Source organism: Myxococcus sp. CA040A, from assembly GCF_013336725.1.
GTDB classification, from domain to species: domain Bacteria; phylum Myxococcota; class Myxococcia; order Myxococcales; family Myxococcaceae; genus Myxococcus; species Myxococcus llanfairpwllgwyngyllgogerychwyrndrobwllllantysiliogogogochensis.
On the sequence record NZ_JABUMR010000005.1, the window covers coordinates 152,248 to 179,066 of the forward strand.

The window sequence follows — 26,819 nt, forward strand, 5'->3', positions numbered from 1 at the left end:
TCCCACCCATGACGTGCTCCTCGATGGGGCCAACTTCGCCCGCCGCCATTCCAGGGGCGGCGCGCGGCGTCGGTCCGCAGGGAGGTGTTTCGAGTTCCTCCGCCAGGGCATGGCTCCGTCAGCGTCCGGACACCGTGGACTCCCTCGGCATCCGGAAGAAGCGCTTGCCGGCCTCGGGGCGCCCGAGGCTCTCCTCCACCGCGAGCTTGAAGTCCTCCAGCGCATGGGACGGGCCCTGGGGGACCTGGAAGCTGGCGGGCGCGGAGAGCTTCACGAGGTGCTGGAGCAACGCTTCGTCCTCCCGCCTCGGCGCATCGAAGAAGTAGCGATACACGTACGCTCGCAGGTGCAGGTCCTTCATCAGGAGGTCGAAGTTGTGGAGGCTGAAGCGCTCCGGACTGAAGCCTCCATAAACAATCACCTGTCCGCCCGGAGCGCTCTCCTGGAGGAGGGCCTCCAGCAGCGCTCCACCCACGCAGTCGATGACGCCGTGGACCCCTAGCCCATCCGTGAGCGCTCGTACACGCGCGCCGAGGTCCGACCTTCCCTCCGAGAGCGCCAGGACGGCGGAGACGCCCAGCGACGCCAGGTCCAGCGTCGCCTGTCGCTGTCGCACGATGGAGAGGACCTTCACACCGCGAAGCCGGGCGAACTGCGCCACCAGCGTCGCCACGGTGGAGTTGCCCGCGGTGAGCGCGAGCCACTGCCCCGACCGCACGTTCGCCCGCTCGAGCAGGTCCCAAGCGGTGATGATGTTGAAGAACTGGGAGGCCTTCTCCAGCGGGTAGTCCGGTGGCAGCCGGATGAGCCGCTCGGCGGGGAGGGCCACGTGCTCGGCCCAGGAGTCGAAGTGGCTGAACGCGACGAGGGTCCCCGGCTCCCACGAGACGACGCCCTTTCCCACGCGGGTGATGATGCCAGCGCCGTGGTTGCCCGCGACCTGTCCCGGCAACGCGGGCTTCTTCGGCTCCGGATACAGGCCCTGGATGAAGAGGAAGTCTCCCGGGTTGATGGACGCCGAGAGCAGCTTGAGCCGCACCTCGCCCTCGCGGGGCTCCGGCACGGGGACCTCTCGAAGCTGAAGCACCTCCAGCGGCGGGCCCATCTGGTCGAACACAATCGCTTTCATTCGCACCTCCAGCTCGGCGGACTTGCCGAGTGGGCGCACCCTCTCTCCGACACGGTGCTCGCATCGCGCACGCTCCGCTTCGCGCGGAGCACAATCGGCTGCTCGCGCGCCCCCACGGAAAGCCGGGCGTGGGCGCGGACACCCCACTACATCTGTCGCTTCCGGACCGGAGCGCGAGATGGACCTGCGGGACGGGGCGAGCGCCCCACGAGCAGCAAGTGAAGTCGGAGACCTGGGCACGGCGCGACACTCGGGCGTCCCAGGCCGGGTGGGACTGCGCGTCGAGCCGCGCACGGAGCCGCGAGGCCGGGTGGAGCTGGCGCCACTGACCGAGCACCTGCTGTCCGTCCACGTGGGACCTTCCGCCCGGATGACCTGCCATGTCCGACAGCGCTATTCCTCGGGAGATGCCACGCTCCTGCCCGCGGGCTTCTCTGGAAGCTGGGTCGAGGAGGAGCCCAGGCGCTCCCTCACCGTGCGGCTCGCACCCGCGCTGCTGCGCCTCGCGGCTGAGGACCTGGGACTGCCGCCCGAGCGCGCGGGCCTGACGCCCCAGCACCGATTCCGCGACGCCCGCATCGAGCACATCGTCCACGCGCTCGAAGCGGACCGCACTGCCGCACGCCCCAACGGCAGGCTCTACACGGAGGGCCTGGGACTGGCCCTCGCGGTCCATCTCCTGAACCACTACCCCGCGCCCCGGGAGGTCCGCGGCCAGTGGTCCGCCCGGCAGTCGCGAGAGGTGACGGACTACATCGAGAGCCACCTGGACAAGAACCTCTCCCTGGCGCGACTCGCCCGTCTCGCCGAGGTGAGCACGTCCCACTTCAGGACGCTGTTCAAGCGCTCACTCGGAATGCCCGTGCACCAGTACGTCATCCTGCGCCGGGTGGAGCGGGCCAGGGCGCTCCTCCAGGAGGGGACGCTGCCCATCAGCCAGGTGGCGCTCGAAGCGGGCTTCTCCCATCAGAGCCACCTGGCGCGCTGCATGCGACGCGTCCTGGGAGTGACGCCCAAGGCCCTCGCACGCGGCGAACGGTAGCCACACTGTCGCTCAGCCGGGCAGCAGCGCCGTCGGCACCACGAACGTCAGCTTCCGCTTTCCCTGCTGATAGGTCATCCGCGTGCGTCCCGCGCCAGCGTTCCCCTGTGCGACGGGGGGCCCCTGCCAGAGCTCGCTCCCCAAGATGCGGCCCAACGCGTCGAGTTCGGGCTCGACGGCTTCCGCCCTGGCGACGAGCGACAGCGCGGCCTCCACGGGAACCTGGGCCCGGTGGGTCCGGCGCGTGACGCCCAAGGCCAGTCCCACCAGCGCGGCGCCCGCCTCCGACGCGACGTTCGCGCGGGGCTCCGCCGGGAAGAACCGCACGCCGTTCGACTCCATCACCACCGCGCCGGGCTGCAGCTCCATTCCAGACACGAGCCACGCGGAGGCCACCTTCAGGGCCGGGGTCGAGGACGTCGGCGCAGGCGGCTTCCACTGCTGGAGCAGCGCCAGTCCACCCCACAACTGCTTGTACTTCCACAGCAGCGGCATCGAGACCTTCCGCTCGCCACGCAGTTGCACGCTCCTCAAGCGAGGCCCGACATCGACGTCCAGGCTCCGAAGCACGTCGCGGGGAACGATGACCGCCTTGCCCAGGTTCGGCTTCCAGATGAGGCGGTGGCTGGTGAGCAGGAACTTCCCGGACCGACCCCAGAAGAACCAGATGCCCAGCAGGGGAAACACCACGGTCGGCAGCAGCGTCAGGGACACCATGAACGCGAGGAAATACGCCATGAACCACGGGCCTCCCGTCGCCAGCACGTGCTCACCTTCCTGAGGTGGGAAGGCCTTCGCCCACGTGGGCCAGTCAGACGTCGGGGGTGTGGAGTCCATGGCGCGGAACCGAACGCAGCACCTCCGCGAAGTCAAGCCGGCGCGCCCTGCGACCCACGAGCCCTCATGGTATAGGGGCCGCCCCGCAGGATGAGCCACAGAGGTGAAATCACGGATGTCGGAGCGGCATATTGAGATGTTCTGGCGGTGCTCCAGCTGTCAGCACCGCAACCTCGGTCGTCACATGGTGTGTCAGGGCTGCAAGAACGCCAAGGACGGCAGTGAGCAGTACGAGATGCCAGAGGACACGGCCTCCGCGGTGACGGTGACCGACGCGGCGCTCCTGCGAATGGCCACCGCCGGCCCCCACTGGCGTTGCGCCTACTGCGACAGCGACCAGCGAGCCCTGGACGGCGGCTGCAAGAACTGCGGCGCCTCGCCACCGGTGAGCCCTGGCACGCCCGACAAGGCCCCGGCTCCTCCCGAGAAGAAGAAGTCCCGGCGCGGGTGCATCTCCCTCTTCCTCATCGTGGCGTTCTTCGGCTGCTGCTGCCCCATGTGGATGAACTCGGGGAAGTCGGGCTCGGCGGCCGTGCAGCCACCGCCCGAGCAGGTCAAGACAGGCCCCGAGTGGACGAGGAGCCTCCAGGTCAAGGAACTCGCCTGGGAGCACACGGTGTCTGTCGAGCGTCGCCATCAGGTCGAGCGCGAGGGCTTCGCCGAAGACAAGCCGTCGGACGCCCTCCAGGTGAAGGCCCAGGGACAGCGTCACCACCATGACGACCAGGTCCTCAATGGCTACGAGACCGTCTACTTCACGGAGCGGAAGCAGTCCGGATACACGACCGAGACCTACCGCGACAAAGAGGCCTGCGGCGAGGACTGCTCCACCACGCCGAAGAAGTGCAAGGAAGACTGCACGAGCAACAAGAACGGCTTCGCCACGTGCAAGACCACGTGCACCGGTGGGGAGAAGCGTTGCACCACCCGCTACTGCTCGGTGACCAAGACGCGGAAGGAGCCGCGCTATGTCGACGAGCGGCGCTCGCGCAAGGAGCCGCGCTATCGGAGCGTGCCCCGTGACGCGCCGTGGTTCTCCTGGAAGGAGTGGACCTGGAGCCATGAGCGGGACGTGAAGGCGAGCGGGAAGACGCTGGAGACCCGCTGGCCCGCTGATGCCGAGCTGCGCCCGCCCAAGGCACTGCCCAAGGGCACGCAGGAGCGGAACTCCCGCAGCGCGAGCTACACCGTCGTCTTCCAGGGCGAAGGCCATCCTCCCGTCACGTACTCGCCGGAGACCCTGGAAGAGTTCCAGCGCTTCGCCATCGGCAGCACGCACACCGTCCAGCAGGAGAAGGGCGAGGTCTCGGTCGTCTCCGCGAAACCACCGCCGCCCGCCGCGGCGAAATGAAGTGAGCGCGAGCCGCCCGAAGGCTTCCGGGCGGAGGCAATGAGCAGCGCCAGCGGAGACCGCCTCCCGCCAGTTCGCGGGCAGGCGGCTCCGTTCCAGTTCGTCGTGGCTGCCCCCGCCCGATTGCGCTCCCGCTACGCCAGGAGTCTCCGGCGGAGGAACGCCAGGATTTCGTCTCGCGCGGCGGTGGTGGGTGCGTGCTCCTCGTCGACGAAGTGGACGGTCAGGACGCTGTGGGGCGTGGGGATGAACTTGAAGAAGTCATCAGGGCGCTCGGACTTCGGGCCCGCCGCGCTGTCGGGCAACACGCGCCCGAGGAAGCGCTCCCCGAGCGCCTGCTGGTAGGCGGCGAAGCGCTCCGCACGGCAGAACGAATCGCCCTGGAACCGATAGGCGAGGACCGTGAGGTCTTCATCCACCAGTCGCTGCCTTACACGCTCCAGTTCCTCGGGAGCGATGTTGACGCCCCCAGGTTCGTCGAGCGGCAGCGACGGCTGGGACAGCACCGGCGCCAACACCGCCTTCTCCAGCATCATCGACAGCGCGAAGTTGCCCGTGAAGCACATGCCCACCGCGCCCACTCCCGGGCCGCCACATTCCTCGTGCGCCTGCGCGGCAAGCGCCCTCAGCCACGCCGCGATGGGGCTGGAGGCATTCGCACCGAGCGCCCGGAACTCCTTGCTGATGCAGGCGCGCTCGAAGATGGCCTTCCCCTCCTTCGCGGTCGGCACCGCGCCATCACGACCAAAGAGGCTCGGCATCCACACGGTGAAGCCGGCGTCCCGCACCCAGCGAGCGAAGCGCGCGACGCGGGGACTGATGCCCGGCATCTCCGCCATCACAAGGACCGCGGGCCCCTCTCCCGCCGTGTAAAGCTTCCGCGTCTCTCCCACCAGCGTGACGTCGCGGCGCTGAAAGTCCTCCAGGGAATCGTCCTCTTCGAGATTGCGCACGGCAGGCGCGGCCTGGGTCGTCATGTGCGTTCAACTCCTTTCGCCCGCAGAAGACCACCGGCCCGCTCGACGTCGCCAGTGTCCGAAAAGACGATTTTCGGGCAGATTCAGACACCATGTCCTTCACCATCATCGTCATGGAGGGCGCCTTCGCGACGAGCGTCGCGGCGACACTCGATATGCTCCGGGCCGCGCGCGCCCTGGGGGCGGAGTCATTGCGCTTCGAGGTGTGCTCAGTAGACGGCGGACAGGTCCCACTCACGGAGCGCGTGAGCATCGACACGTCGCGCCTGCGTGCGATGGCCCGCGGTGACACGTCGACCTGGGTCATCCCGGGACTCGGCATGACCCACGCCGCCGCCGTGCACGCACGGCTCGCGAGGCCGGACGCCACGAAGCTCTCGAAGGCCATCGCCCGTCATGTCTCGCGCGGCGGGCGCGTCGCCGCCTCGTGCACCGCCGTCTTCCTGCTGCGACAAGCGGGCGTCCTGACCGGCCGCAGAGTCACCACCACCTGGTGGCTCGCAGGACTGCTCTCCGAGTTGGAGCGGCAGTGCCGGGTTGATTCGAACGCGATGGTCTGCGCGGATGGCCCCATCATCACCGCTGGCGCCGCCTTCGCGCAGACAGACCTCATGTTGCACCTGCTGCGAGAGCGCTGCGGCGCGCGACTGGTCGACCTCCTCGCGCGAACCATGCTGCTCGACGGCAGGCAGGCGCAGGCGAAGTTCATCGCGCCGGAGCTGCTCGCGAACGGAGATGCGTTGATTGCGCGCATCACCGCGGCGCTCGAGGCGGGCTTCCCGAATCCCCCGGGAGTCGCCGAACTCGCCACGCGCCTCGGCATGACGGAGCGGACCCTGTCGCGCCACGTCCAGCGTGCGACAGGCCGAAGCCCTCTCGCGCTCGTCCACAGCGTCAAGGTGCGGCGCGCCCAGGCGCTGCTTCAATCGACGCACCTGAGCATCGACGACGTCGCCGCCGAGGTCGGCTACCAGGACGCGAGCACGCTTCGCCGGTTGATGAAGAAGCTCGGAGGCGGGTCACCGCGTGCGCTTCGCCCGGCGCGGTAGAGCAGGGGCCCATCAACGCGCGCACGGTCAGCGAAACGCTTCGACGCCATCGAGGGCTCAGCCACGCGGGAGGCCTCCTCGACCTTCGGGCTCAGGAACCCGCGCCGCTCCGGTCCACGGGCGGAATCGCATAGGTCCCCACCGCATGGGCCACGGGCTCCGGCAGTCCTTCCGAGTAGAGGGACACCTCTCCCACCGCCAGCGTCCGGCCCAGCTTCAGCAGCTTGCACACCCCGAGGATGCGGCGGTCCGCCGACGGCTTTCGCATGAAGTTGAAGCTCAGGCTCGTCGTCACGGTGAGCGGGACAATTCCAAGCTCGCCCAGAATCGCGACATAGAGCGCCACGTCCGCGGTGGCCATCAGCACCGGGCCGGACACCGTGCCTCCGGGCCGCAGCTCCGCGCGCCCGATTTCATGCGCCACGGTGGCGGACTTGTCCCCGACCTCCAGAATCCGCACCCGCGTCTGCGGGAACTCCGCGGCGATGAAGGCCGCGATTTCTTGCTGACTTGCCATCCTCCGACTCTGCAGGAAATGCCTCGACGAAGCGTGACGAAGTCGCGCTCACCCGCGTCGACGCGCCCGCGGTGTCCACCTCATTCTCACTGCGGGTGCCCTTGCGACGGTGGGAGTTCCCCACGCGCCCTGCGTCGGTACTCGCCGGGAGGCAGGCCCATGACCCGGCGAAAGGCCCGATTGAAGGCGAACTCGGACTCATAGCCCACACGTCCCGCGATGGCCGCGAGCCCGTCCTGGCCCTCGCGCAGTGCTTGCGCGGCCTCCTGCATCCGCAGCCGGGTGAGGTACTCGTGAGGCGCCACGCCCACCTCGCTCGCGAAGCGCCGCGCGAGTGTCGCTCTCGAGGTGCCCGAACGCCGTGCGAGCTCGCTCACCGTCCAGTCCCTCCCTGGCTCGGCGTGCATCCAACCCAGGACACTCGCGAGCGTCCTGTCTCCGAGCGCGCCCAACCAACCAGCACCTCCTGAGGTCTGCGCATCGGCCCAGGCCCGCAGCACCTGCACCAGGAGGATGTCGAGCAGTCGCGAGACAATCACCGAGGCGCCCCGCTCCCCCCGCTCATATTCCCGTTCGAGCAATGCCACCGTGGGCAACAAGGCACGTGCTTCCTCGGACGCTCCACGCAGATGGACTCGCTCGGGAAGCAGTCGAAGCACGGGATGGGCTCCGGGCTCGTCGAACGCGAAGCAGCCACAGAGCAGGCGCGACTCCACGCCAGACCCGCCCAGCACGTAGGACGACTCCCCTTCCCCTCGCGTCGCCAGCCAGTCCTCCAGCCGAAGCTTGGGGCTGCGCGGCGAATCCGCCACGGCATGTCCATCCCCACGAGGCAGCAGCACGACGTCACCGGGCCCGAGCGCGATGACCTCTCCGCCCTGCGTCAACTGGCAGGTGCCCGCGATGACCAGGTGCAGGGCCGCCGTGGCTGTCGGTGCGAAACGCAGCCCCCACGGGGCCCGCGCCACGGTGCGGCAGTAGATCCGCCCACGAAGATGAGTGCGCTCGAGAATCTGCCCGAGCAGGTCGGAGGCATGCGTCAGGTCCATGCCTCCAGGCTAACAGCGGACTGTCCATAGCGCTCGCGCACTGAGCGTTTCAGACAAAAGACTGAGTCATCGGCGAATGGCGCTTCCGGGGCCTGAACGGCACATTCCCCTTCACAAGCGACACCGAACTCCCCCTGGAGGCCCCATGAATCCGACCCCCTCGAACTTGTCCTGGAAGCTCACCTCTCCCACCGCGCTGTTCACGCTGCTGCTGGGGGCCTTCATGCTGTACCTCAGCGTCGGGGGAGTGTTGGACCCCGTCGGGGCGGCGACGGGCTTCGGCCTCCCGCTCACCGGGTCCGAAGCCATTCCCTGGATGCACATCAAGGCGGGGCGAGACCTCGGCCTGGGGCTCGCGATCTTCGCCCTGGTGGCGACCCGGCAACGGCAGGCCGCGGGCGTCTTCGTCCTCGCCACCATCGTGATGCCCACGGTGGACGCGCTGACCGTGATGCAGAACGGGGCCTCACTCGCCTACGCACTCATGGTTCATGGAAGCGCCGCGGTCTACGGCGTCGTCCTGGCCACCGCGCTGCTGCGCCCCCGTCGCCCGTCGCAAGCCGTGCTGCCGGAGAACGGAGTTCGATGAACGGGGCTGCTCTCACCTTCCCCCACGCGGATTCGACTCGCGGATGTGTGCGGGGAGGTGCGCCACTCGCTTCTGACACGGCACCTGTGCTTCTGATGTACCCATGTTCGTCACGCACCGCGCCAAGGGCTTCGCAGCGTCTTCCTCCCGCCACGGAAGCGGTGCCCTCGCGCTGCGAGAGAAGCCAGGCCTGCGCGCACCCGGTTCCGGCACCCGCTGTCTGGTGGGTGCCGGGGGCCTGTCCTGACCGCCCAGGCCGTCGAGAAGCCGAAGCTGCGCGGAGTGCTGCACCAGTTCGCCGCCGTGGGCGCGTTCGGCGCCGGCAGCGTGCTGGTCTCCATGGCGCCCACGCTCCGGACCGCCACCGCCGCCGCGCTGTATGCCATCAGCCTCGTCGTGCTGTTCTCGGTCAGCGCCACCTACCACCGGGTGGACTGGTCCGTGCGCGGCCGGGCCTGGATGCGGAAGATGGACCACGCCTCCATCTTCATCCTCATCGCCGGCACGTACACGCCCATCGCATTGATTGGACTCTCCGGAGCCGCGGGTGACAGCCTGCTGCTCGCCATCTGGTGCGGCGCCCTCGTTGGCGTGGTGAAGTCGCTGTTCTGGGCCCATGCTCCCAAGGTGCTCACCGCCGCCCTCGCCCTCGCGGTCGGCTGGACGCTGGTGCCCTACCTCGACGAGGTGCGCGCCGCGCTCGGCGGCGTCGAGCTGACGCTCATCCTCCTGGGGGGCGTCGCCTATACCTCGGGCGCCATCGCCTACGCCTTGAAACGCCCTGACTTCCGTCCCGGCGTCTTCGGATATCACGAGCTGTTTCACGCGTTGACCATCGTCGGCGCGCTGTTCCACTTCGTGGTGGTGCTGCGGCTCGTGCGCGCCGCGGGCGCATAGCCCCCACGCGGTCGAAGCAAAGCCGCCGTGACAGGGAACACATCGGGATGTGGCCCCCGTGCGGTATCGTGGCGAACATGATGGGCACGAAGAAACATCTGCTCCCGAAGGCACAGCGCTTCAGCGCGGGGACCCTCACGGAGGAGTCGGCGCTGGCGCTGCTGAAGAAGCACGCCCGTGGGAAGTTCGCGAAGTCGAGCACCCTCCGCTCCGCCAAGCGCTTCATCGAGCAGCGCGCCGGGGGCGACCGCGCCGACAGCGACATCCTCCACCACGTGGGAAACCTCACCCTGGAGGAGCTCGTCACCGGGCGCCGGCCGCGAATCGGCCTCCTCATCGTCGAAGGCGACCTCACCGTGAAGGGGCGTTACGAGGACTCGCTCGACCCTGAGTCGGTCGTCATCGTCACCGGCTCGCTGCGGGCCCGGGACGTCATCACCACGGGGTTCCTGGAGGTACACGGGGACCTCGTCGCCAGCCAGTCCATCCTGTTCCTCGACAATGACGCCTGCTGCGAGGTGTTCGGCGACGTCAGCGCGCCCTTCGTCTACACGAACTACCACGCGGTGAAAGTGCACGGCGGAGTGAAGGCCCGGCTCGTCACCGGGGACGCGAAGCACATCCGCAGCGCACAGAAGCACGCGTTCATCGAGGAGACCGACCCGCGCGTCCGCGAAGTCCTCTCACCGAAGCTGCTGAAGGTCTTCGCCGACGAGGTGTTCGAGGACGAAGAAGGCGAGGAGGCCGACCCCAAGGCACCGTGGATCGACGCCATCGACGCGGAGAAGCTCGCGGCGTTCATCCGCCGGGGGCAGCCCGCGCTGGCTCAGCCCGCGGCTCCCAGACGTCGGAAGAAGTGACGGTGGGCCGCCGGGCCCTCCACGGGGACAGGCGGGGTAAGGGCTCCGAGCAGGACGCCAGCGCCCGGTAGGACCGTCACCCCAGGCGCGACGGTGGCTCGCGGACGTGTTACCCCCTCGGATCCATGCCCCCCCGCTCCCCTCGCACCGCCCCCTCGTCCAAGAGGGCGGCTCCCCGCGCAGCCGCGTCCCCGTCCAAGGGGTCGGCGCCCCGCGCCACCGCGTCCCCTTCCAAGGGGTCGGCGCCCCGCGCCACCGCATCCCTGTCCAAGGGGTCGGCTCCCCGCGCCACCGCGTCCCCATCCAAGGGGTCGGCGCCCCGCGCCACCGCGTCCCCATCCAAGGGGTCGGCTCCCGTCGCCCCGGCGACCCCGCTCCCGCCTGGCGCCCCGTTCACCTGGCGCTCGGAGAGCAACGAGCCCTCGCCCACCCGGCTGCATGCGGTGAATGACCGGCTCAGCGCGGACACCGCGCTCAAGCGGGTCCGGAATGGCGAGTTCCTGCTGTACTCGGGCGACTTCCACAACGCGAAGCAGCTCCTGGGCGCACTGGGTCGGCGGCTCGAACGGGCGTCGAACGCGCGCTCACCCCTGGAAGCCTTCCGGGCCGAGCGTCGCGCACGGCAGTTGGAGCACGAGACGCTGTCACGCATCGTCGTGTCGCTCGACCGCGACTACCGGCTCGCGCTCGCGCGGGCCCCCGACGTGGCCCAGGCGTGCCGACAGGTCTGGGGTGAGCCGGAGACGGAGTTCACCGTCGTTCCCCTCAAGCAGCTGCTCGGCATGCTCGGAGCGACGGAGTGGCGGCGAAAGGGCCTGGCGGTGCCCGGCCTCACGGGCCTCATCCATCCCCACTACGGCGTGTACCTGCCCACGCGCACCGACTACGTGGAGCTGCTGCTCTGGCTGCCCCTCCTGAAGGGCCAGCGCGTATTCGACGTGGGCACGGGGACGGGCGTGCTCTCGTTCCTGCTCCTCCAGCGGGGCGCCGCGTCCGTGCAGGCGACGGACTGCGACTCGCGCGCGGTGGCCTGCGCCCGGGAAAACGCGGAGCAGTTGGGACTGAGCAAGTCCTTCCAGGTGGCCGAGGCCGACCTCTTCCCCGAGGGGAAGGCGGACCTCGTGGTCTGCAACCCGCCGTGGATTCCCGAGCCGCCGAAGAACCGGGTGGACCGCGCGGTGTTCGACGAGGACAGCCAGTTCCTGCGGCGCTTCCTCGAAGGACTCCCCGCCGCGCTCACGCCGGGAGGCGAGGGGCTGCTGATTCTGTCGGACCTGGCGGTGCTGCTCGGCCTGCGTCCGTCCGGATGGCTCCAGGAGCAGTTCACCCGGTGCGGCCTGACGGTGAAGTCGAGCCGTTCGACGGTGGCACGGCACTCCAAGGCCCAGGACACCTCGGACCCGCTGCACATGGCGCGCTCGCGCGAGACGACCACGCTCTACTGCCTCACGGCGGTGGCGCCGTAATCCAGCGGGGGAGCGGTGGCGCCTGACTACGAGGCGCTCCGCCCCGGGTCCGCGCGCTCCAGCGTCAGCACCGCCGACGTGAGCCGAGGCGGGTCCAGCTCACGAGCGAGAATCGCCAGACAGAGCTCGGCGTCTCCCAGGGAGGCGTCGGGCCTGTCGCCAAGCCCCTGGAGTCGAGCCTGGAGCTGCTCCAGCGAGAAGCCCCGGCGCTGGATGTCCGCGAGCATGCCCTGGCGGAGCGTCTCCAATATCCTCCCCTCGTTCGCCAGCTCGAACACCAGCTCCTCCAGACTCACGCTGACAGGCATCCACGCCTCGTCGGGAGCCCTCGCACCGTAGAGACCTTGCGCCACGTTCGCGTCGGACATCGTGACGCGTGAGCCATCGCGCTCCAGGCCCAGGGCGGACTGGTCCCAGACGATGGCGCCCGCGGAGGAGCGCTCGCCATCGACGAGCAGGGTCTCCACCGCGGTGAACCAACTCGCGACCTGCCAGAAATGGTCGAAGGTCCCCTCCGTCCAGGACCGGCCTCCGATGCGGACCTCCAAACCGAACCGCAGACGACAGCAATTGAAGTTCGGCGTGTCGAGGCAGAGCTGCACCAACTCGCGCTCCTTCCCGAGGAGCGAGGCGCCCTCCGTCACGAACGACTCGCTCGCATCCTCGCCGAACGCGCTCGCCCGGTTGGGCACGGTGAGGAGTCCTTCCGGCACCGCGACGCGGCCCTTGGAGCCATGTGCCCGCGCTCCGGGCGGCCCCACCTGCTCTTCATGAAACAAGGGAGCGGCGACGAGCAGCGTCGCCAACAACTGCGTGGCTTCTCTCGGGGGCGCGCTCACGTGACGTCCGGGCCTGCCATCAGGAAGGGAGGCTCGACTTCACTCGATATCCACGACGCACGCACCCACCTCCAGCAGGAGCGGCTCCCGCGCGGAGACCCGACAGCGCTCACCGGGCATCGACAGCTGCTTCGCGCCGACCGTCGTCACGCCCTCCACCGCTTCGACGTAGAAGCAGGGGTGGTGCCCCCCGCCGACCGTCACCTTGACCTGGTGCTCGGCCACCCCCTCCTGGTCCACGACGATGACGTTCGTCGCCGCCCGTCCGACGGTGAGCGGACTGGACCAGACCTCGTGCCGACCACCAAGCAGCAGCTTGGAGAGGACCTCGCCCTGCTTCGAGCGAACGGTCACCTTCATCCGGTATTGCTCCACGCGCCAGTACACCAGGGACGTGCTGAACGGCTTCACGTCCCCCCAGGCCAGCGTGCCCGTCTCGGGGTCCACGCGGACGGTCTGAAAGTTCTCCGGCGAGCGCAGCCAGTCGCGCGTCTCCTCGGTGAGGTCGGGAACGCGCGCGGGCTCCCAGTCGAAGAGGCACGGCTTGAGGCTCGCCTCGCCCTCATGCCCGTCGCTGAAGCGCACGCGGACGACGAAGGGAGCGACACAGCGGGCATCGAGAATCACTGCGGCCATGCTCGGACCTCGCCCTGTCAGGGGGTCCTCCACCTTGCGGCGCGCGTGTCTCATTTTCAAGAGCGGGGGGTGGGCCCGCCCCGACCCGACGGCCCGGGTGAGTCCTTCGCGCCCTGGCGCAGCTCGAAGCTGAACGTGGCGCCCTGGCCCGGCTCGCTCTCGACCGAAATCCTCCCGCCATGCTCCAGGATGAGCTGCTTGGAGATGTAGAGGCCCAGCCCCAGACCGCTGGACTCGCTCGCGGAAGTCGCGCGCTCGAAGCGGACGAAGATTCGCTCGTGATGCTCGGGAGGGATGCCACGGCCTTCATCCCGGAGGCTGAACTTCACCCAGCCCTCCCGCGACTCGAGCTTCGCGTGCACCGGCTTGCCGGGCGCGTACTTGATGGCGTTGGTGATGAAGTTCGTCAGCACCTGTTCGATTCGCGCGGCATCCAGACGGACGACAAGGCCGTCCGCCACCTGCTGCTCGAGCTGGATTCCAGCGGCCTCGAACTGGGGCGTGAAACGACCCAGCACCTCCCGCACCAGGTCGGAGAGGTTCGTCTCCTCGGGTATCACCGTCAGCTTGCCCGTGCTGATGCGCGACACGTCGAGCATGTCATTGACCAGGCGCCCCAGCCGGTCCACCTGGATGAGCGTGGTGTCGAGCAGCTTCTCGAAGCGCGCGGGCGGAAACGCCGCGAGGCCCTGGTTCGCGAAGAGCCGCTTGCTCATCTGCGCCTGCAGCTTGAGCGTGGTCAGCGGCGTATTGAGCTCATGCGAGGCGACCCCGAGGAACGTGTCCCGCGAGACGATGGCCGCGCGGAGGTTCTCCGCGAGCTGCTCAATCTCCTTCTGCTCGTTGACCTGGTCGGTCACCTCGTAGATGACCACCAGGATGCCGTCGATGCGCCCGGCCGGGTCGCGCTTCGCCTGGTAGGTGAAGTTGATGAACAGCTCCCGCTCGGCCCCGTCGGACTGGACCATGGACGCGCGCAGCTTCGTGCCATGGAAGCTCTTGCCCGTCTGATAGACGCCGTCGAGAATCTCGTGGAACCCCTGCCCCTCCAGCTCCGGCAGCGCTTCCCGGACGGGCAGGTGCAAGAGGTCCGTGGCCGGGCGCCCTCCGAACAGCATGGACATGTAGGGGGCGTTCACGAAGGTGTAGACGTGGCGCGGCCCGCTGAGGATGGCGATGCCCAGCGGGGCTTGCAGCAGGAAGCTCTGGAGTTCCTGACGCGCGAGCTGGCCCTCCTCCTCCGCCCACTTGCGCTCGCTGATGTCGAGCGCCGTCCCGATGAACCGGGTCGCCCTTCCCTCCGCGTCGAAGGAGACCTGACCTCGCGCTTCGACCCAGCGAGGCCGCTCACCCGAGCTCCCTCTCATCCTGTGCTCCCGCAGGTAATGCCCCTTCGCCTCCCCCGCGAGCGCGGCGGCGATGCTCGCGCGCACGGATTCCACGTCATCGGGATGGATGCGTTCGAGGAACTGGGGGAGGCCGTACTCCGTCTGCTCCAGCAGCCCGAAGAGTTCGGCCATCCGAGCATCCGCCGTCAGCCCCCCGGTGGCGACCTCCAGCTCCCAGGTGCCGGCCCCGGAGGCCTCCACGACCCGACGCAGGCGGTCCTCGCTGCGCCTCAGGGCCTGCTCGCTGAAGATGCGCCCGGTGGTCTCCGTGCAGACCACCAGCGTGCCTTGAATCTTCCCGGACTCGTCGAAGACCGGGGAGTAGCCATAGGTCCAGTAGACGTCCTCGATGCGGCCGTTGCGGAAGATGGGGACGAGCTGGTCCTCGTTCCAGCTGGCCTTCCCCTCGCGCATCACGTCTTCGATTTGCGGTCCGATGATGGGCCAGATTTCAGGCCACGTCTCCCGACCCGGCCGCCCGAGGGCCGCGGGGTGCTTGCCCTTGCCGAAGCTGGGCACATAGGCGTCGTTGTAGAACTGGATGAGCTGGGGGCCCCACCAGAGGAACATGGGGTGGCGCGAGTGGAGCAAGGTCTGGACGGTGGTCCGCAGCGAGCCGGGCCAGCGCTCCACGGGGCCCACGGGAGTCGAACCCCAGTCCATCGCGCGCATCCGGGCAGCCATCTCCCCGGTCCCGCTGAACAGCTCCTCCGCATTCACGTGGTCGCGCTCCCCGGTCGTGCCGCGGGAGCGGAGTTCTAGAGCATCGCTCCCTCGCATGAAACAACTCCGCGACGCCGGGCGAGCCCATTCGGACAGCCAGTCCTTTTTACAGCCGCATCCTCGACATCGCGTGCTCACGGAGGCACCGCTCGCAGGCCAGGACACTCCCGCGGGCCCTGAACCCCCTATCAGCGGATGAGGCCTTCGGCGCCCGGCGCACCCTCTCTCACGAGCGTCCACGCGCTGAGGGGGTTATCACCGGGGTCAGGTGGCGAGGCGCACGCCTTGCCGTCCCCCTACCAACCGGAGTGACAGATGAAGATTGGAATCATCGGCGCGGGCCATATCGGCGCGGCACTGGCGAGGAAGTGGGTGAAGCTGGGTCACGAGGTCGTCATCGCGAACTCGCGCGGACCGGACTCGCTCCGCGCGCTCGCGGCCGAGATTGGAGCCACCCCCGTCACCGTCGAACAGGCCGCTCGCGGGGGCGAGGTCGTGGTCGTCACCATCCCCCAGCGCGCGGTGGAGGACCTGCCGAAGAATCTCTTCGCGGGCGTCCCCTCGGACGTGGTCGTCATCGACACCGGCAACTACTACCCGAGCCGCGACGGCGGCATCTCCGCGCTGACGGGCGGACAGATTGAGAGCGAGTGGGTCAGCGGCCTGCTCGGGCGGCCGGTCATCAAGGTGTTCAACAACATCTACTCCCAATCCCTGGCGGAGAAGGGCACGCCGAAGGGGACTGCCGGGCGTATCGCGCTCCCCGTCGCGGGCGACCCGCCCGAGGCGCGAGCGAAGGTCCTCCGGCTCGTCGACGAGCTCGGGTTCGACCCGGTCGATGTGGGCGGCCTCGAGGAGTCGTGGCGCCAGCAGCCGGGAACGCCCTGCTACACCCGGGACCTCGACGCGCGAAGCCTGAAGGAAGCGCTCGCGTCGGCGGACCGGAGCCGCATCCCCGAGTACCGCAAGGCCGCGGACGACGCGGCGAAGGCGTTCTTCGAGGCGCAGAAGAAGGGCTGACCGCGTCGGCAGGCGGGGTGGCGCGGCCCCAGGTTGGGACGCGTCCCCCGGTGCACTCAGAGCGGCGAGACGTCGCTTGCGGATGCGGGCGCTGGCGCGGGTGCGGGCGCCGCCTCGTCCTGGCTCACCTGGGAGTTGAGCACCCAGCTCAACGAGTAGCGCGAGCCGAGCAGCCGGTAGGTGGCGCGTTTGCCGCAACCCGTGACCCCCGCCGTGTGCTTGTCGAGCCGCGTCGACTCGAGCTGCGCGCGTGCACAGCCCAGGTCGAACTCCGCGCGAGCCTTCACGTCGGGAACCCAGGAGCACTGCCCCATCACACAGCGCAGCTCATAGGTGCCGGAGGTACCGCAGCCGCTCAGCTGGTACTGATTCTCGCCGAGATAGGTGGGCGTCAGCTCCTCGGAGCACTTGAGGTCCTCGGCGGCGATCTTCTCCAGATTCGCATAACGCTTGGAGTTGATGGACGGCCCCATCTCGGAGAAGTCCACCTTGGAGTTGCTCCGGCCTCCGCCACAACCAGACACCAGGAGCGCCACACCCAATCCAGTCATCAGCCCGAGCGAGAGGTTCATGGACAGACTTCTATCATGTCCATGGTGTCTGCTTCAGCCTCCCGCTCGCGGCTCGGGAGGGCGCCACTGATTGCGGCTCACCGCGGACCGCGCCTCAGGCTGCCTGCTGCGAGCGCGCCTGGTATTCCTTCATGGCCCTGCTGCGCCCCAGGTAGTGCTCGAAGGCACGCAGCAGCGCGTCCGGGTCCTTCAGCTTGCTCAAGCAGATGGAGCGCTTCTCCTTGGAGCCGCCCTCGCCCGCGAGCTGCAGGTCCAGGTACTTCTTGAACATGCGGTCCGCGGTGCTCGCGTTCGTCACGTGCTCGAGCAGCACGGGCTCCTCCCACTCCGTGTAGCTCACCTGCGCGAAGTCCAGCTGCGCGTCCACTCCGACGTCCTTGCCCTCGAAGGTCAGCGGCGGGAAGTGCCGCTCCACGTGCTCGCGCTCCGCCTCGTTGGACGGCACGTAGCGGTAGGCGAGCACCATGTCGTGTGCCTGGGAGAAGCGCGCCTCGTACGCGCCCCACAGCCGCGCCTCGATGGCGTCCACGTCCTCGATGGTGGTCACCCAGGAGAACGTCACCGGCTCGAGCAGCACCTGCGCCATGTCCCCCGGCGCCAGCCGCGCGTTCACGTTCTCCAGCCGCGCGGAGAGCGGCGGGTGGGAGTCGAACGGATGCGGCGTCACCGTCCCGTGCAGGTCGCCATGCACGGCGTCGGACTGCGCGTATTCCGCGAAGCCGAGGGCGACCCGCCGGGCGATGGCCACGGACTGCTGCCGCTCGTCGCGGGAGAAGAGGTCCGACTCCACGCGCTCACGAAAGCCCGCGTACGCGCCCACCTTCACCAGCGAGCGGGCGATGTCCCGACCCGAGGTGATGCCCGCGGCGAGGCGATCCGCGGCGAGTTCGCTCGCGCGCCGGCTGCGGCCCAGCGACAGCTCGAAGAGCCCGCGATAGGCCACCATGAAGTGGTAGATGGGCCGCGTCAGTCCGCCCTCGTGCAGCGTCTGGAGGTACTGGCCGAAGTGCGCGAGCATCGGCGCGAGCCGCTTGCCGTGCCCCGTGTCTCCGCCCAGCAGGTGCCCCATCTCGTGCGCGAGCACCGCGTCGGCCTCCGACTGCTCCATGAGGCGCAGCAGGGACAGACTCACGTAGAGCGTCCTGCCCGAGAGCGTCCGGTCCCCGACGCGCACGTCGCCCTCGGTGACGAAGAAGTTGGCGTCGATGCCCGCGAGGATGTTGTTGGGGGGAGGCGTCTGGAGCCGCGCGCACAGCTTGCGCACGTGCGCCCAGAGCTCCGGCGCCTTCGACTCCTCGAGCACCTCCGCCTCCACCTCGAAGTCCATGGGCGGACGACGGAAGATGGCGACCACCACCATGAAGATGGCCATGGCGGCCAGCGCGCCCACCACCAGGATGAGCTTGGGCGAGTAGCGGTTGAACCAGAGCGCCGTCACCCAATAGGACAGCCACACGGCCAGGCCGCCCTGGCCTATCGCCTGGAGCGCCCCGGTGACGCGCAGCACGTTCCAGCCGATGACGAAGCTGCCGTACTGGAAGGGGCGCGAGACGAACGCGGCCAGACCACACAACAGGGCAATCACCGTGGTGGCGAGCCCGAGTGCCAGCAAGCCCAGCGCCAGGCTGTGCATCCAGTCGAACTGCTGCACGTCCTTGCACACCCCGCCGAGGTTGCTCCGGAAGTTCGCCAGCTCCGCATCCGTGCTGAGGCAGGCCGCGGAGGCCGGAACGGCGCGGAAGAAGGCCAGGGTCTCCTGCCGCTGCTGCTCGTCGAGTTGGGTGTCCTGGGCAACCTGCTGCTCGATGGACGAGAGCACGTCCCCGTCCACGCTGGAGGTGGCGTGGCCGGTGAACCACAGACCAAAGAGTGGGAGGGCAAAGAGCCAGAGGGCGGGCAGCACATAGCCGCGCAGGAAGCCGGGAGCGGTTGTCGTAGGGCGCATGATTTCGGTGCCGGGAATCTTACGCATGGGCGGGTGTCCTCTCACCAGCCCCCTGGCGCACGTCTCCGTTCCCAAGAGTCTGGAACTCCCGCCATGCCAGGACCGCACACCGATGCCCGACACAGCCGTGCACGGCGCTACGAGCGCTGCCGCATCATCACCACCTTGGGGTACGCGATGAAGAACCCCATGCGCTCCATGTTCCGCTGAGACGCGCTGGCCGGCAGGGTTCTGCTCGCCGCCAACGTACACCCCTGGCGAAGGGCCCACGCCAGTCGCGCGGCAATCAACTCCTGCTGCAGCCCCCTGCCACGGAAGCGCTCGCGCACCCCCGTCCCGGACAGCGTCGCCACGCCGTCATGCAGGGCCACGGTGCCGCCGCCCGCGGGCTCTCCGTCCACCAGCGCGAGGAAGCAGGTGGTGCCCGACATCGACGCCGTGCCCAACATGAGCGAGGCCTCCGCGTCCGACACCTCCTCGCGTCCGAGAAAGCCCTGGGCCACCGTGCGCGAGAAGACCTCCGCCTCGCCAGGGCGAAGGGGACGAACCTCCGCGACCGTCGGCGGCGTGGGACTTCCCGGCAACTCGCGCACGAGCACCTGCTGGAACTCGCCCACCTGGTAGCCCCGCTGCGCCAGCCCCTGGGCCAGCGTGTGATGGGCGAAGGGCAGCAGGTCTATCTGGAGCACGCCGCCGCCCTGGCCCAGATGGGACTCCACCCGGTCCAGGTCCTCGACGCTGACGGGCCCTTCCAATCCCAGCGCGAGCGCCTGCGTGAGGGGCGAGTCCGGGCCGTTGAAGAGGGCCAGGCCCCCCGCGACTTCAAGGACACCGGAGGGCGGCGTGGCACCGCGATTCTGCGCGGCCTGGGCCAGCTCCAGGCGTCGGGCGAGCAAGGGGTCCACGACCAGGCGTGACGGCGAAGAAGAGGGCTGCATGGCGCGCACCCTCATCCACGACGGACGGCGGCGTCTACCGGCTTCCGGCGCCGCTTGTCACAATCGTGCGCTGCTTCACGCCCGCCGCTCGCGGCGAAAGCGCGCGGGCGTGGCGCCATGGCGGGCACGGAACAGCGCCGTGAAGTGACTCTGGCTGCAGAAGCCGGTGGCCTGCGCCACGTCCCCCAGTGGAAGCGCGCTGGTGACGAGCAGCTCCCGGGCCCGCTCCAGCCTCCGCGTCAGGACGAAGCGGTGCGGTGTGCTCCCCGTCGCCCGCTTGAAGCTCCGAGCGAAGTGCGACGGGCTCAGCCCCACCACCCCCGCCAGCGCCTCCAGTCCCAGCGGGCCGTCCAGGTTCGCCTCCACGAAGTCGGTGACGCGACGAAGCTGCCAGGTCGCGAGGCCCACCGCCTGGAGGCTCGCGCGCCGCCGCTGCCCATCCAGCCGCAACAGCCGCAGCCCCACCACCGTGGCCAGCGCCTCCATCTCCAGCCGGGCGGGTGGCAGGCCGTCACGCAGCGCCTCGCCGCTGGCGCGCAGCAGCTCCCTCAGCACCGGGTCTCTCTGACACGCGGACGGAATGGACCGCAGTCCGCGCCCCGCGCCGGACTCCCCGCTGAGCACGGCGAGCCGCTCCGGGTGCAGGAAGAAGGACACCACCTGGGCGCCTTCCGCCCACGCGAAGGAATGGGGCTGCTCGGGGCTGACGACGCCCACCTCCTCGCAGGTCACGCGAAGGTCCACCGGACGCCCGGCGGGCCGCCACCGTCCCTGGAGGGACTGGCGGACCAGCGGCATGAGCAGCTGCGACTCCGGATGATGGTGCTCCGCCGTGCACACTTGTTGATGCTGGTAGAGGGCCACGCCCACGCCCTCCCAGGCCACCGAGGCCAGGGGTTCCATCCGTCTCGCAGGTCCTGTCACGTGGCGCTCCAGCTCGGGTCGGCTTCCAGGGCGACGCCAGCGTATGTCCAGATTCATGAACATCGCAGCGCCAGCCGAGCGGGACCTCCCACGGGCCGCGAATGAGTTCAACGCGGAACGTCGTGTTCGCACGGCACCTTCGCTTCCGTGCTACGCAACGCAATCCTCGCCTCACCGTTCGCCGCTCCAATCCTTCCCCCGCCCCACTCGTGAACTCGCGCATCCCTGGCCCTGGAATCGACCCTGCACCTCCTCGCGCGGTGGACCCGGCCCGCGTGTGGATGGTCGATGACAGCGCCATGCAGATGGAGCGGGCTCGCGCGCTCCTGTCGAAGCACCACGCGGTCGAGACCTTCCGCGACGCGGAGACGATGCTCGAGCGGCTCACCCAGGGTCCGCCTCCCGACGTGCTCCTGCTGGACTGGCAGTTGCCGGGCGTCTCGGGCCTGGATGCGTGCCGCTACGTGCGCGAGCACTACGATGACGTCTCGCTGCCCATCCTGATTCTCTCCGCGCGCGGAGCCCACGCGGACTTCACGGAAGGCCTGCGGGCCGGGGCCAGCGACTACGTCTCCAAGCCCTATGACGACGCGGAGCTGCTCGCGCGCGTGGGCAGCCTCCTGCGCATCCGGGCCCAGGGGCAGCAGCTGCGCGAGCGCGAGGCGTACCTGGCGACGACGCTCTCCAGCATCGGCGACGCCGTCATCACCACGGACCGGGCCGGGCGCATCACCTTCCTCAACCCCGTGGCCGAGCGGGTCACCGGCTGGCATGACTCGGACGCGCGCCAGCGTCCCGTGTCGGAGGTCTTCCGCCTCATCGACGCGGGCACGCGGGCCCCGGTGGAGGACCCCGTGGGCCGCGTGCTCACGCTCGGCACGCCCCAGGGACTCATCGGGGCCACGCTGCTGTCGCGCAAGGACGGCTCCGAAGTCCCCATCGAGGACAGCGCCGCCCCCATCCGCGTGGGCGCGAGCGACCTGACCGGCGCCGTGCTCGTCTTCCGCGACGTCACCGAGCAGACGCGCGTGAGGCGACACAGCGAAGCCCTGGACGCGAAGATTCGCGCCAGCGAGGCCGAGCTGCGCGTGCTGCTCGACGCCATCCCCGTCCTCGTCTCGTATGTCGCACCGGACGAGACCTACGGCCGGGTCAACAAGGCCTATGAGGAGTGGTTCGGGATTGAGCAGGACAGCCTCCGGGGAAGGTCCATCCGGGAGGTCATCGGGGAGGCGGCGTACGCCGTGCTCGGCCCGTACGTGAAGCGAGGCCTCGCGGGCGAGAGCTTCTCGTTCGAGCAGCACGACGTCCCCTACCGCCTGGGCGGCACGCGCGACGTGAAGGTGACCTTCATCGCGCACCGGGAGCCGGGGCAGGACCCGGGCGGTTATGTGGCGCTGCTCCAGGACATCACCGCCGAGCGGAGGCTGACGAAGGAGCGAGAGCACTCGGTCGAGCAGCAGCGGCGGCAAGCGGAGTTCGAACAGCAGCTCATCGGCATCGTGAGCCATGACCTGCGAAATCCCCTGGGCGCCATCCTGATGGGGGCCGCCCGGCTGAACCAGCAGGACGGGCTGGACCCGGGTGTCCGCAAGCTGGCGGCCCGCATCCAGTCCTCCGCCGCGCGCGCGGTGCGGATGGTGAACGAGCTGCTGGACTTCACCCAGGCCCGGATGGGCGGCGGCATCCGGATTGAGTGTGGCCCCACGGACCTCCACGCCTTGATGCGCGCCATGGTGGAGGAGGTGGAAGCGGCCAACCCCTCCGCCCAGGTCCGCGTGGAGCTGAGTGGAAACGGGCAGGGCCTGTGGGATGGGGACCGGCTCTCCCAGGTGCTCCAGAACCTGGTGACGAATGCCCTGAAGTACGGCGAGCCGGAGACGCCCATCCACGTCGCCTGCCGGGGCGACGCCGAGCAGGTGACGTTCAGCGTGCACAACATGGGGGCGCCCATTCCGGAGGACCAGCTCCCCGCCCTCTTCCAGCCCTTCCAGCGGGGCACCGACGGCGTGGACAAGGCGGGCCGCAGCGTGGGACTCGGCCTGTTCATCGTGAAGTCGATTGTCGACGCGCACGGGGGCCGCATCGACGTGCGGTCCTCGACAGACAAAGGCACCACGTTCATCGTGACCCTGCCCCGCCACGCGTGCAGCTCGGCGCCTCGCTGAAGCCCTCTCTCGACGGCGAGCCGCGGCCCCTCTGAATGAAGGGCCGCGCCCGGGAGCTCACTTCTCGAGGTCGCCGAGAATCTTCCCGATGGGCGACGGCGTGCCCAGCATCTTCTGGAACGGGTTCCGGGTGTCCGAGCCCGCGTCATAGTTGCCGAGGTTGACGTCGTTCTGGTTCCGGTCCGGCAGCATGCCCGAGTAGTCCTGGCGGGACGGCAGCCCGTGCTCCTGGCGAATCTTGTTCTCGGTGGGGGCCCAGCCCGCGGGCGTGTGCGGCGTGGGACGCAGGCCCACCGTCTCGAACTCCTCGCGCAGACGCAGGCGCGTCTCGACGGTGTCCTTCATGTTGGCGGAGTGTTCGGGGAAGCGCTTGAAGACGTCCGCGTCGTGGTGCTTGCTGGCCGCCAGCGGGCTCACTTGCACGCCGTTGGCCGCGCGCCAGGCGTGGACCGACTCGTGGCCCAGGCTGTTGAAGCGCTGCCCCGGGGCGTTCTCGTTGTAGTTGATGCGGCTGGCGGTGCCCGCTCCGGGCTGGCCCTCGTAGCGGTACGCGGGGCGGAGCGAGTCGAGGCCGCCGTTGTGCCGGGGCGCGTGCGACATGGGCATCGCGGCGTCGCGGCCCGAGTAGATGTCCGCCACCGTCAGCGGGTTGCGCTGCGTGCCGATGGCCCCCGGATTCACGTGGGAGGTCCGGTCATTGAGCTCCGTCATCAACCGGCCGCCCTCGGGCTTGCTCGTCAGCCGGTGCGTGGAGTCGCGGACATCCGAGGTGAAGTCGGCGAAGTCCGCGCCCGACTGGCCGCTGTCGCGGCGGGTCCGGATGCCCTGGAGGTCCGGGTGCGCCACGCCGTAGTCCGTCGGCTTGAGGTTGTTCTTGCCGTTCTGGAGCTCGGCGGGGGTCGGGCGGGGAGCGTCGGGCTTCGGGGCCGACTCGGTCTTCTTCGGCGGGCTCTTCTCCGGCGACTTCGGCGAGCTCGTCTCCAACTTCGGGGGCGCGCTGTTGCTCCGGGAACGCGAGCTGGAGGAGGAGGACGGGGACCGAAGGGAAGACGGCTTGGAGCGGAGCTTCATGGGGGATCGCCTCTGGAGGGAGTCGGTGACGAGGCTCCCTAGAGCATCCGGTGTGCCAGCCTCCCCGTGGCGCGCGGCGGCCGTGGAGCGCCCTGATTTCAAGAGGTTCCACCAGGCGTGGGGCTCTTCGGAGCGCCTTGGCTGATGACCGTGAACAAGGGGCTGATGACCGCCGTCATCAGGCGCGGCGCCCCCCAGGCTGGCAAACCCCGGGGTGGGCGCCTAGAAGCACGCCCTTCATCCACCCAAGGCTCATCCATCGTATGAATCGAAAGAACGTGCTCAGCACCCTGCTCGCACTGGGACTGCTGACGACCGTGAGTGCCCAGGCCGAGGTGTTGTTCTCCCAGGCCAACCTCCTGCTCAACAAGAACCAGCTCTCCGCGGTGAACTATCGCGGCAAGGGGCTGTCGATTCCCGTCGGGACCAAGGTCGAGGTCCTCAAGCGGAGCGACGATGAGGTGCGCTGCAAGGTGCTCGACTCGGGGGCCGAGTTCAAATTCGTCTCCCACAAGAGCCTGGGCAAGAGCGCCGTCGCGCTGTTCCCCGGCTTCTTCGCGGCGACGGACCCCGCGGCGCGAATCGCCGCGCTCACGCCGGAAGAGCAGAAGCAGGTCAAGGCGGGTGAGCTGGCCAAGGGCATGTCCCGGGACGCGGTGCTGCTGACCGTGGGCCCGCCGCCGCCACACCGGACGCTGTCGCTCGAGAGCACCAAGTGGACCTACTGGAGCTCGAAGTTCTCCACGTTCGACGTGGTCTTCGACAGCGCGGGCAAGGTGGTTTCGTTCGGCGATGAGCCGGCGCCCGCCCCCGTCCCCACGGAGAAGGTCTTCCACCACGCGACGGCGAACTTCCACTTCGAGGGCGACACCCTGTCCTGGGTGAACTACCTCAAGGGCCCCATCCTCCCGTTCAACACCCGGGTGGAGGTGCTGGACAAGAGCGACTCGAAGGTGAGCTTCAAGGTCGTGGAGACGGGCAAGGAGTTCGTGTTCGAGAACGACTCGCGCTCTGGCGCGGACACCTGGGCGCTGTTCCAGGCCGCGTTCGCCCCCGAGGACCAGGCCCCCAAGCTCGCGACGCTGTCGGCGGAGGACCGCAAGAAGGTCTCCGCGTCGGAGGTGGTGACCGGCATGTCCCGCACCGCCGTGCGGATGGCGTGGGGCCCTCCTCCGCCGCACGAGACGCCCTCGTTCGACTCCACCGTCTGGACCTACTGGAAGAGCAAGATCTCCAAGGTGAAGGTCACGTTCGACAAGGACGACAAGGTCGCCTCCATCGAATAGCGGCGCGCCGCCTCAACGGCTGTCCTGGAGCCGCCTCAGCTCCAGGACAGCCGAAGGTCGCCGTCGGTCAGCGCTTCGCCAGGAGCGAACGCGGGTCGAAGGTGACGCGAATGCGGGAGATGCGCCCGTTCTCGACGTGGCTCCAGTTCGCGACCGGAATCGGAGCTCCGTCGGAGGGATGAATCTCGAACCAGGTCATCACCTCGGCACCGTCCACGAAGCGGTGCAGCACCGTCACCTGGGGCGACACCTTCCACATGCCGTTGACCAGCCCCTTCACGCACGCGTCGGCCCCATCCGCCGTCCCCAGCGCACCGACGAAGCTCACGTCGGGCGCGAGCGTGCCGCGCAACTTCGCCTCGTCCTTCTCGCTCCACGCGTCGAAGTACGCCTTCACCACTTCCGCTGGACTTCCCATGTCGACCTCCGAAAGAGCCCCCACCCTCTCCCAGGGCGCTGACAGAGGTGTGTCAGGATTGAGCGAACTGCTTTCCGGTCAACGCAAGGCGAAGCGCCGCCTGTAGGCGTCGGGCGTCAGCCCCGTGCGAGCCTTGAAGCGGCGGCGGAACGACGTGGTGTCCGCGTAGCCCACGGCCTGGGAGATGTCCTCCACGGTGCGAGGAGTCGTCTCCAGGAGGCGCCGGGCGGCCTCGACGCGCAGGCGCTGGACGTAATCCAGCGGCGTGTCACCCGTGGCCTTGCGGAAGCGGCGCAACAGCGTGCGCTCTCCCAGGCTCGCGGCCACGGCGGCGCCCGACAGGCTCACCGGGCCGGAGAGGTGGGCCTCCAGCCACTCCTGGGCGCGCAGCACGGCATCGTCCCCGTGGCCCCGAGGCGCGGCATGCACCGCATAGGGCGCCTGGAACCGACGGCCGGGCTCCACCAGGAGCATCTTCGCGCACAGCGCCGCCAGCTCCGGTGAGGCGTGCTTCGCCACCAGATGCAGGCAGAGGTCCAGATACGCCGTCACGCCACCCGCGGTGAGCACGTCGCCGTGGTCCACAAGGAGCAGCTCCGGCTTGAGCGCCACGCGCGGATAGCGCGCCTCGAAGTCCTGGGCGAGTCCCCAGTGGGTGGTGGCCTCCCGCCCATCCAGGAGGCCCGTCTTCGCGAGCAGGAAGGCACCGGCGCATACCGCCGCCAGCTGCGCGCCCTTCGCGTGCTGCCCCAGAAGCCAGTCCGCCGTGGAGCGCTCGGCCACGCTGCCCTCCAGGTTGCCGATGACGGCGGGGACGAAGACGACGTCGAAGCAGTCGGTGGGGGCCGGCACCCGCGCGGCGGCCAGCTCCAGGCCATGGAAGCTCCGGACGGGGCCGGCGCGAGCGGACACCAGCTCGGCCGTGAAGGGCTCGCTCCGGCCCTGCTCGCGGCTCAGGAGGTTGGCCATGGCGAACACATCCAGCGGGCCTGTCACGCTGGAGGCCACGCAGCCCTCCAGGGCCAACACCGCGATGTGGAGTGACGAGGACCTGGCAGCCATGAGCGCTTGTCGGTTTCCGCCCGGACTTTGTCAATCCGAGCACTCCTGCCGGGAGCGGCGTCTGGA

Annotated in this window: 25 protein-coding genes; 10 read left to right on the forward strand and 15 right to left on the reverse strand. The window is 69.2% G+C overall.

Features of this window, described 5'->3' with window-relative positions:
* Positions 1–118 precede the first annotated feature (118 nt).
* Positions 119–1,129 (reverse strand): zinc-binding dehydrogenase, encoded by a 1,011-nt coding sequence (locus HUA75_RS22510; RefSeq protein WP_174487569.1) that lies wholly within the window; start codon positions 1,127–1,129, stop codon positions 119–121.
* Between the two features lie 178 nt (positions 1,130–1,307).
* On the opposite strand from HUA75_RS22510, the gene HUA75_RS22515 reads away from it, so the two are divergent.
* Entirely contained in the window at positions 1,308–2,171 is an 864-nt protein-coding gene (locus HUA75_RS22515) for an AraC family transcriptional regulator (protein WP_174487570.1), read from the forward strand.
* 12 nt (positions 2,172–2,183) lie between these two features.
* Here the strand turns inward: HUA75_RS22515 and HUA75_RS22520 are convergent, their stop codons facing one another.
* Positions 2,184–2,909, reverse strand: a complete 726-nt coding sequence (locus HUA75_RS22520; protein ID WP_217446230.1) for a hypothetical protein — start codon at positions 2,907–2,909, stop codon at positions 2,184–2,186.
* A gap of 214 nt (positions 2,910–3,123) precedes the next feature.
* On the opposite strand from HUA75_RS22520, the gene HUA75_RS22525 reads away from it, so the two are divergent.
* Positions 3,124–4,359 (forward strand): hypothetical protein, encoded by a 1,236-nt coding sequence (locus HUA75_RS22525; protein WP_174487572.1) that lies wholly within the window; start codon positions 3,124–3,126, stop codon positions 4,357–4,359.
* Positions 4,360–4,493: 134 nt separating this feature from the next.
* Here the strand turns inward: HUA75_RS22525 and HUA75_RS22530 are convergent, their stop codons facing one another.
* Positions 4,494–5,336, reverse strand: coding sequence for a dienelactone hydrolase family protein (locus HUA75_RS22530; RefSeq protein WP_174487573.1), 843 nt, complete (start codon positions 5,334–5,336; stop codon positions 4,494–4,496).
* Between the two features lie 92 nt (positions 5,337–5,428).
* Here HUA75_RS22530 and HUA75_RS22535 point away from each other — a divergent pair, with 92 nt between their 5' ends.
* Positions 5,429–6,385, forward strand: coding sequence for a GlxA family transcriptional regulator (locus HUA75_RS22535; protein WP_141647833.1), 957 nt, complete (start codon positions 5,429–5,431; stop codon positions 6,383–6,385).
* A 91-nt stretch (positions 6,386–6,476) separates the two neighbouring features.
* On the opposite strand, the gene HUA75_RS22540 is transcribed toward HUA75_RS22535, so the two are convergent.
* Together HUA75_RS22540 and HUA75_RS22545 are read right to left on the reverse strand one after the other, a co-directional pair.
* The gene (locus HUA75_RS22540) at positions 6,477–6,902 is read right to left on the reverse strand and encodes a PaaI family thioesterase (protein ID WP_141647832.1); all 426 of its coding nucleotides are present in this window, start codon (positions 6,900–6,902) and stop codon (positions 6,477–6,479) included.
* A gap of 86 nt (positions 6,903–6,988) precedes the next feature.
* On the reverse strand, positions 6,989–7,951 hold the full coding sequence (locus tag HUA75_RS22545; RefSeq protein WP_174463942.1) for an AraC family transcriptional regulator: 963 nt from the start codon (positions 7,949–7,951) through the stop codon (positions 6,989–6,991).
* 145 nt (positions 7,952–8,096) lie between these two features.
* Here HUA75_RS22545 and HUA75_RS22550 point away from each other — a divergent pair, with 145 nt between their 5' ends.
* From HUA75_RS22550 to HUA75_RS22565, 4 genes are all read left to right on the forward strand, one after another.
* Positions 8,097–8,540: a DUF4267 domain-containing protein gene (locus HUA75_RS22550; RefSeq protein ID WP_174463943.1), complete on the forward strand. Its 444-nt coding sequence runs from the start codon at positions 8,097–8,099 to the stop codon at positions 8,538–8,540.
* A gap of 243 nt (positions 8,541–8,783) precedes the next feature.
* A complete protein-coding gene (locus tag HUA75_RS22555) occupies positions 8,784–9,437 on the forward strand; it encodes a hemolysin III family protein (RefSeq protein ID WP_174464686.1) in 654 nt (217 codons plus the stop codon).
* Between the two features lie 77 nt (positions 9,438–9,514).
* Positions 9,515–10,297, forward strand: coding sequence for a polymer-forming cytoskeletal protein (locus HUA75_RS22560; RefSeq protein ID WP_174487574.1), 783 nt, complete (start codon positions 9,515–9,517; stop codon positions 10,295–10,297).
* Between the two features lie 263 nt (positions 10,298–10,560).
* Positions 10,561–11,763: a class I SAM-dependent methyltransferase gene (locus tag HUA75_RS22565; RefSeq protein WP_174487883.1), complete on the forward strand. Its 1,203-nt coding sequence runs from the start codon at positions 10,561–10,563 to the stop codon at positions 11,761–11,763.
* A 26-nt stretch (positions 11,764–11,789) separates the two neighbouring features.
* On the opposite strand, the gene HUA75_RS22570 is transcribed toward HUA75_RS22565, so the two are convergent.
* From HUA75_RS22570 to HUA75_RS22580, 3 genes are read right to left on the reverse strand one after another with little or no spacing between them, the layout of a single operon-like run.
* Positions 11,790–12,602, reverse strand: a complete 813-nt coding sequence (locus HUA75_RS22570; RefSeq protein WP_174487575.1) for a hypothetical protein — start codon at positions 12,600–12,602, stop codon at positions 11,790–11,792.
* A 39-nt stretch (positions 12,603–12,641) separates the two neighbouring features.
* On the reverse strand, positions 12,642–13,238 hold the full coding sequence (locus HUA75_RS22575; protein ID WP_174487576.1) for a hypothetical protein: 597 nt from the start codon (positions 13,236–13,238) through the stop codon (positions 12,642–12,644).
* Between the two features lie 56 nt (positions 13,239–13,294).
* Positions 13,295–15,346: a PAS domain-containing sensor histidine kinase gene (locus HUA75_RS22580; protein WP_174487577.1), complete on the reverse strand. Its 2,052-nt coding sequence runs from the start codon at positions 15,344–15,346 to the stop codon at positions 13,295–13,297.
* Between the two features lie 318 nt (positions 15,347–15,664).
* Between HUA75_RS22580 and HUA75_RS22585 the strand changes: the two genes are divergently transcribed.
* Positions 15,665–16,369, forward strand: coding sequence for an NADPH-dependent F420 reductase (locus HUA75_RS22585; protein WP_174487578.1), 705 nt, complete (start codon positions 15,665–15,667; stop codon positions 16,367–16,369).
* A 56-nt stretch (positions 16,370–16,425) separates the two neighbouring features.
* Here the strand turns inward: HUA75_RS22585 and HUA75_RS22590 are convergent, their stop codons facing one another.
* The 4 genes from HUA75_RS22590 to HUA75_RS22605 all read right to left on the reverse strand — a co-directional run bounded on the left by HUA75_RS22590 (position 16,426) and on the right by HUA75_RS22605 (position 20,727).
* On the reverse strand, positions 16,426–16,941 hold the full coding sequence (locus HUA75_RS22590; RefSeq protein ID WP_174487579.1) for a hypothetical protein: 516 nt from the start codon (positions 16,939–16,941) through the stop codon (positions 16,426–16,428).
* Positions 16,942–17,035: 94 nt separating this feature from the next.
* Positions 17,036–18,913, reverse strand: a complete 1,878-nt coding sequence (locus tag HUA75_RS22595; RefSeq protein WP_254627709.1) for a M48 family metallopeptidase — start codon at positions 18,911–18,913, stop codon at positions 17,036–17,038.
* A 110-nt stretch (positions 18,914–19,023) separates the two neighbouring features.
* Positions 19,024–19,824: a GNAT family N-acetyltransferase gene (locus tag HUA75_RS22600; protein ID WP_174487580.1), complete on the reverse strand. Its 801-nt coding sequence runs from the start codon at positions 19,822–19,824 to the stop codon at positions 19,024–19,026.
* Positions 19,825–19,899: 75 nt separating this feature from the next.
* Positions 19,900–20,727 carry an AraC family transcriptional regulator gene (locus HUA75_RS22605; protein WP_141641444.1) on the reverse strand — a complete coding sequence of 276 codons (828 nt, stop codon included), beginning with the start codon at positions 20,725–20,727 and terminating at the stop codon, positions 19,900–19,902.
* Positions 20,728–21,029: 302 nt separating this feature from the next.
* Between HUA75_RS22605 and HUA75_RS22610 the strand changes: the two genes are divergently transcribed.
* Positions 21,030–22,916, forward strand: coding sequence for a PAS domain S-box protein (locus HUA75_RS22610; RefSeq protein WP_254627754.1), 1,887 nt, complete (start codon positions 21,030–21,032; stop codon positions 22,914–22,916).
* Between the two features lie 57 nt (positions 22,917–22,973).
* On the opposite strand, the gene HUA75_RS22615 is transcribed toward HUA75_RS22610, so the two are convergent.
* Positions 22,974–23,987 carry a M91 family zinc metallopeptidase gene (locus HUA75_RS22615; protein WP_174487582.1) on the reverse strand — a complete coding sequence of 338 codons (1,014 nt, stop codon included), beginning with the start codon at positions 23,985–23,987 and terminating at the stop codon, positions 22,974–22,976.
* 263 nt (positions 23,988–24,250) lie between these two features.
* On the opposite strand from HUA75_RS22615, the gene HUA75_RS22620 reads away from it, so the two are divergent.
* Entirely contained in the window at positions 24,251–25,273 is a 1,023-nt protein-coding gene (locus HUA75_RS22620; RefSeq protein ID WP_174487583.1) for a hypothetical protein, read from the forward strand.
* Between the two features lie 67 nt (positions 25,274–25,340).
* Here HUA75_RS22620 and HUA75_RS22625 read toward each other — a convergent pair whose 3' ends face one another.
* Both HUA75_RS22625 and HUA75_RS22630 read right to left on the reverse strand, forming a co-directional pair.
* Positions 25,341–25,691 carry a nuclear transport factor 2 family protein gene (locus HUA75_RS22625; protein ID WP_174463951.1) on the reverse strand — a complete coding sequence of 117 codons (351 nt, stop codon included), beginning with the start codon at positions 25,689–25,691 and terminating at the stop codon, positions 25,341–25,343.
* 78 nt (positions 25,692–25,769) lie between these two features.
* Positions 25,770–26,753, reverse strand: coding sequence for a GlxA family transcriptional regulator (locus HUA75_RS22630; protein ID WP_141641448.1), 984 nt, complete (start codon positions 26,751–26,753; stop codon positions 25,770–25,772).
* Positions 26,754–26,819: the final 66 nt, after the last annotated feature.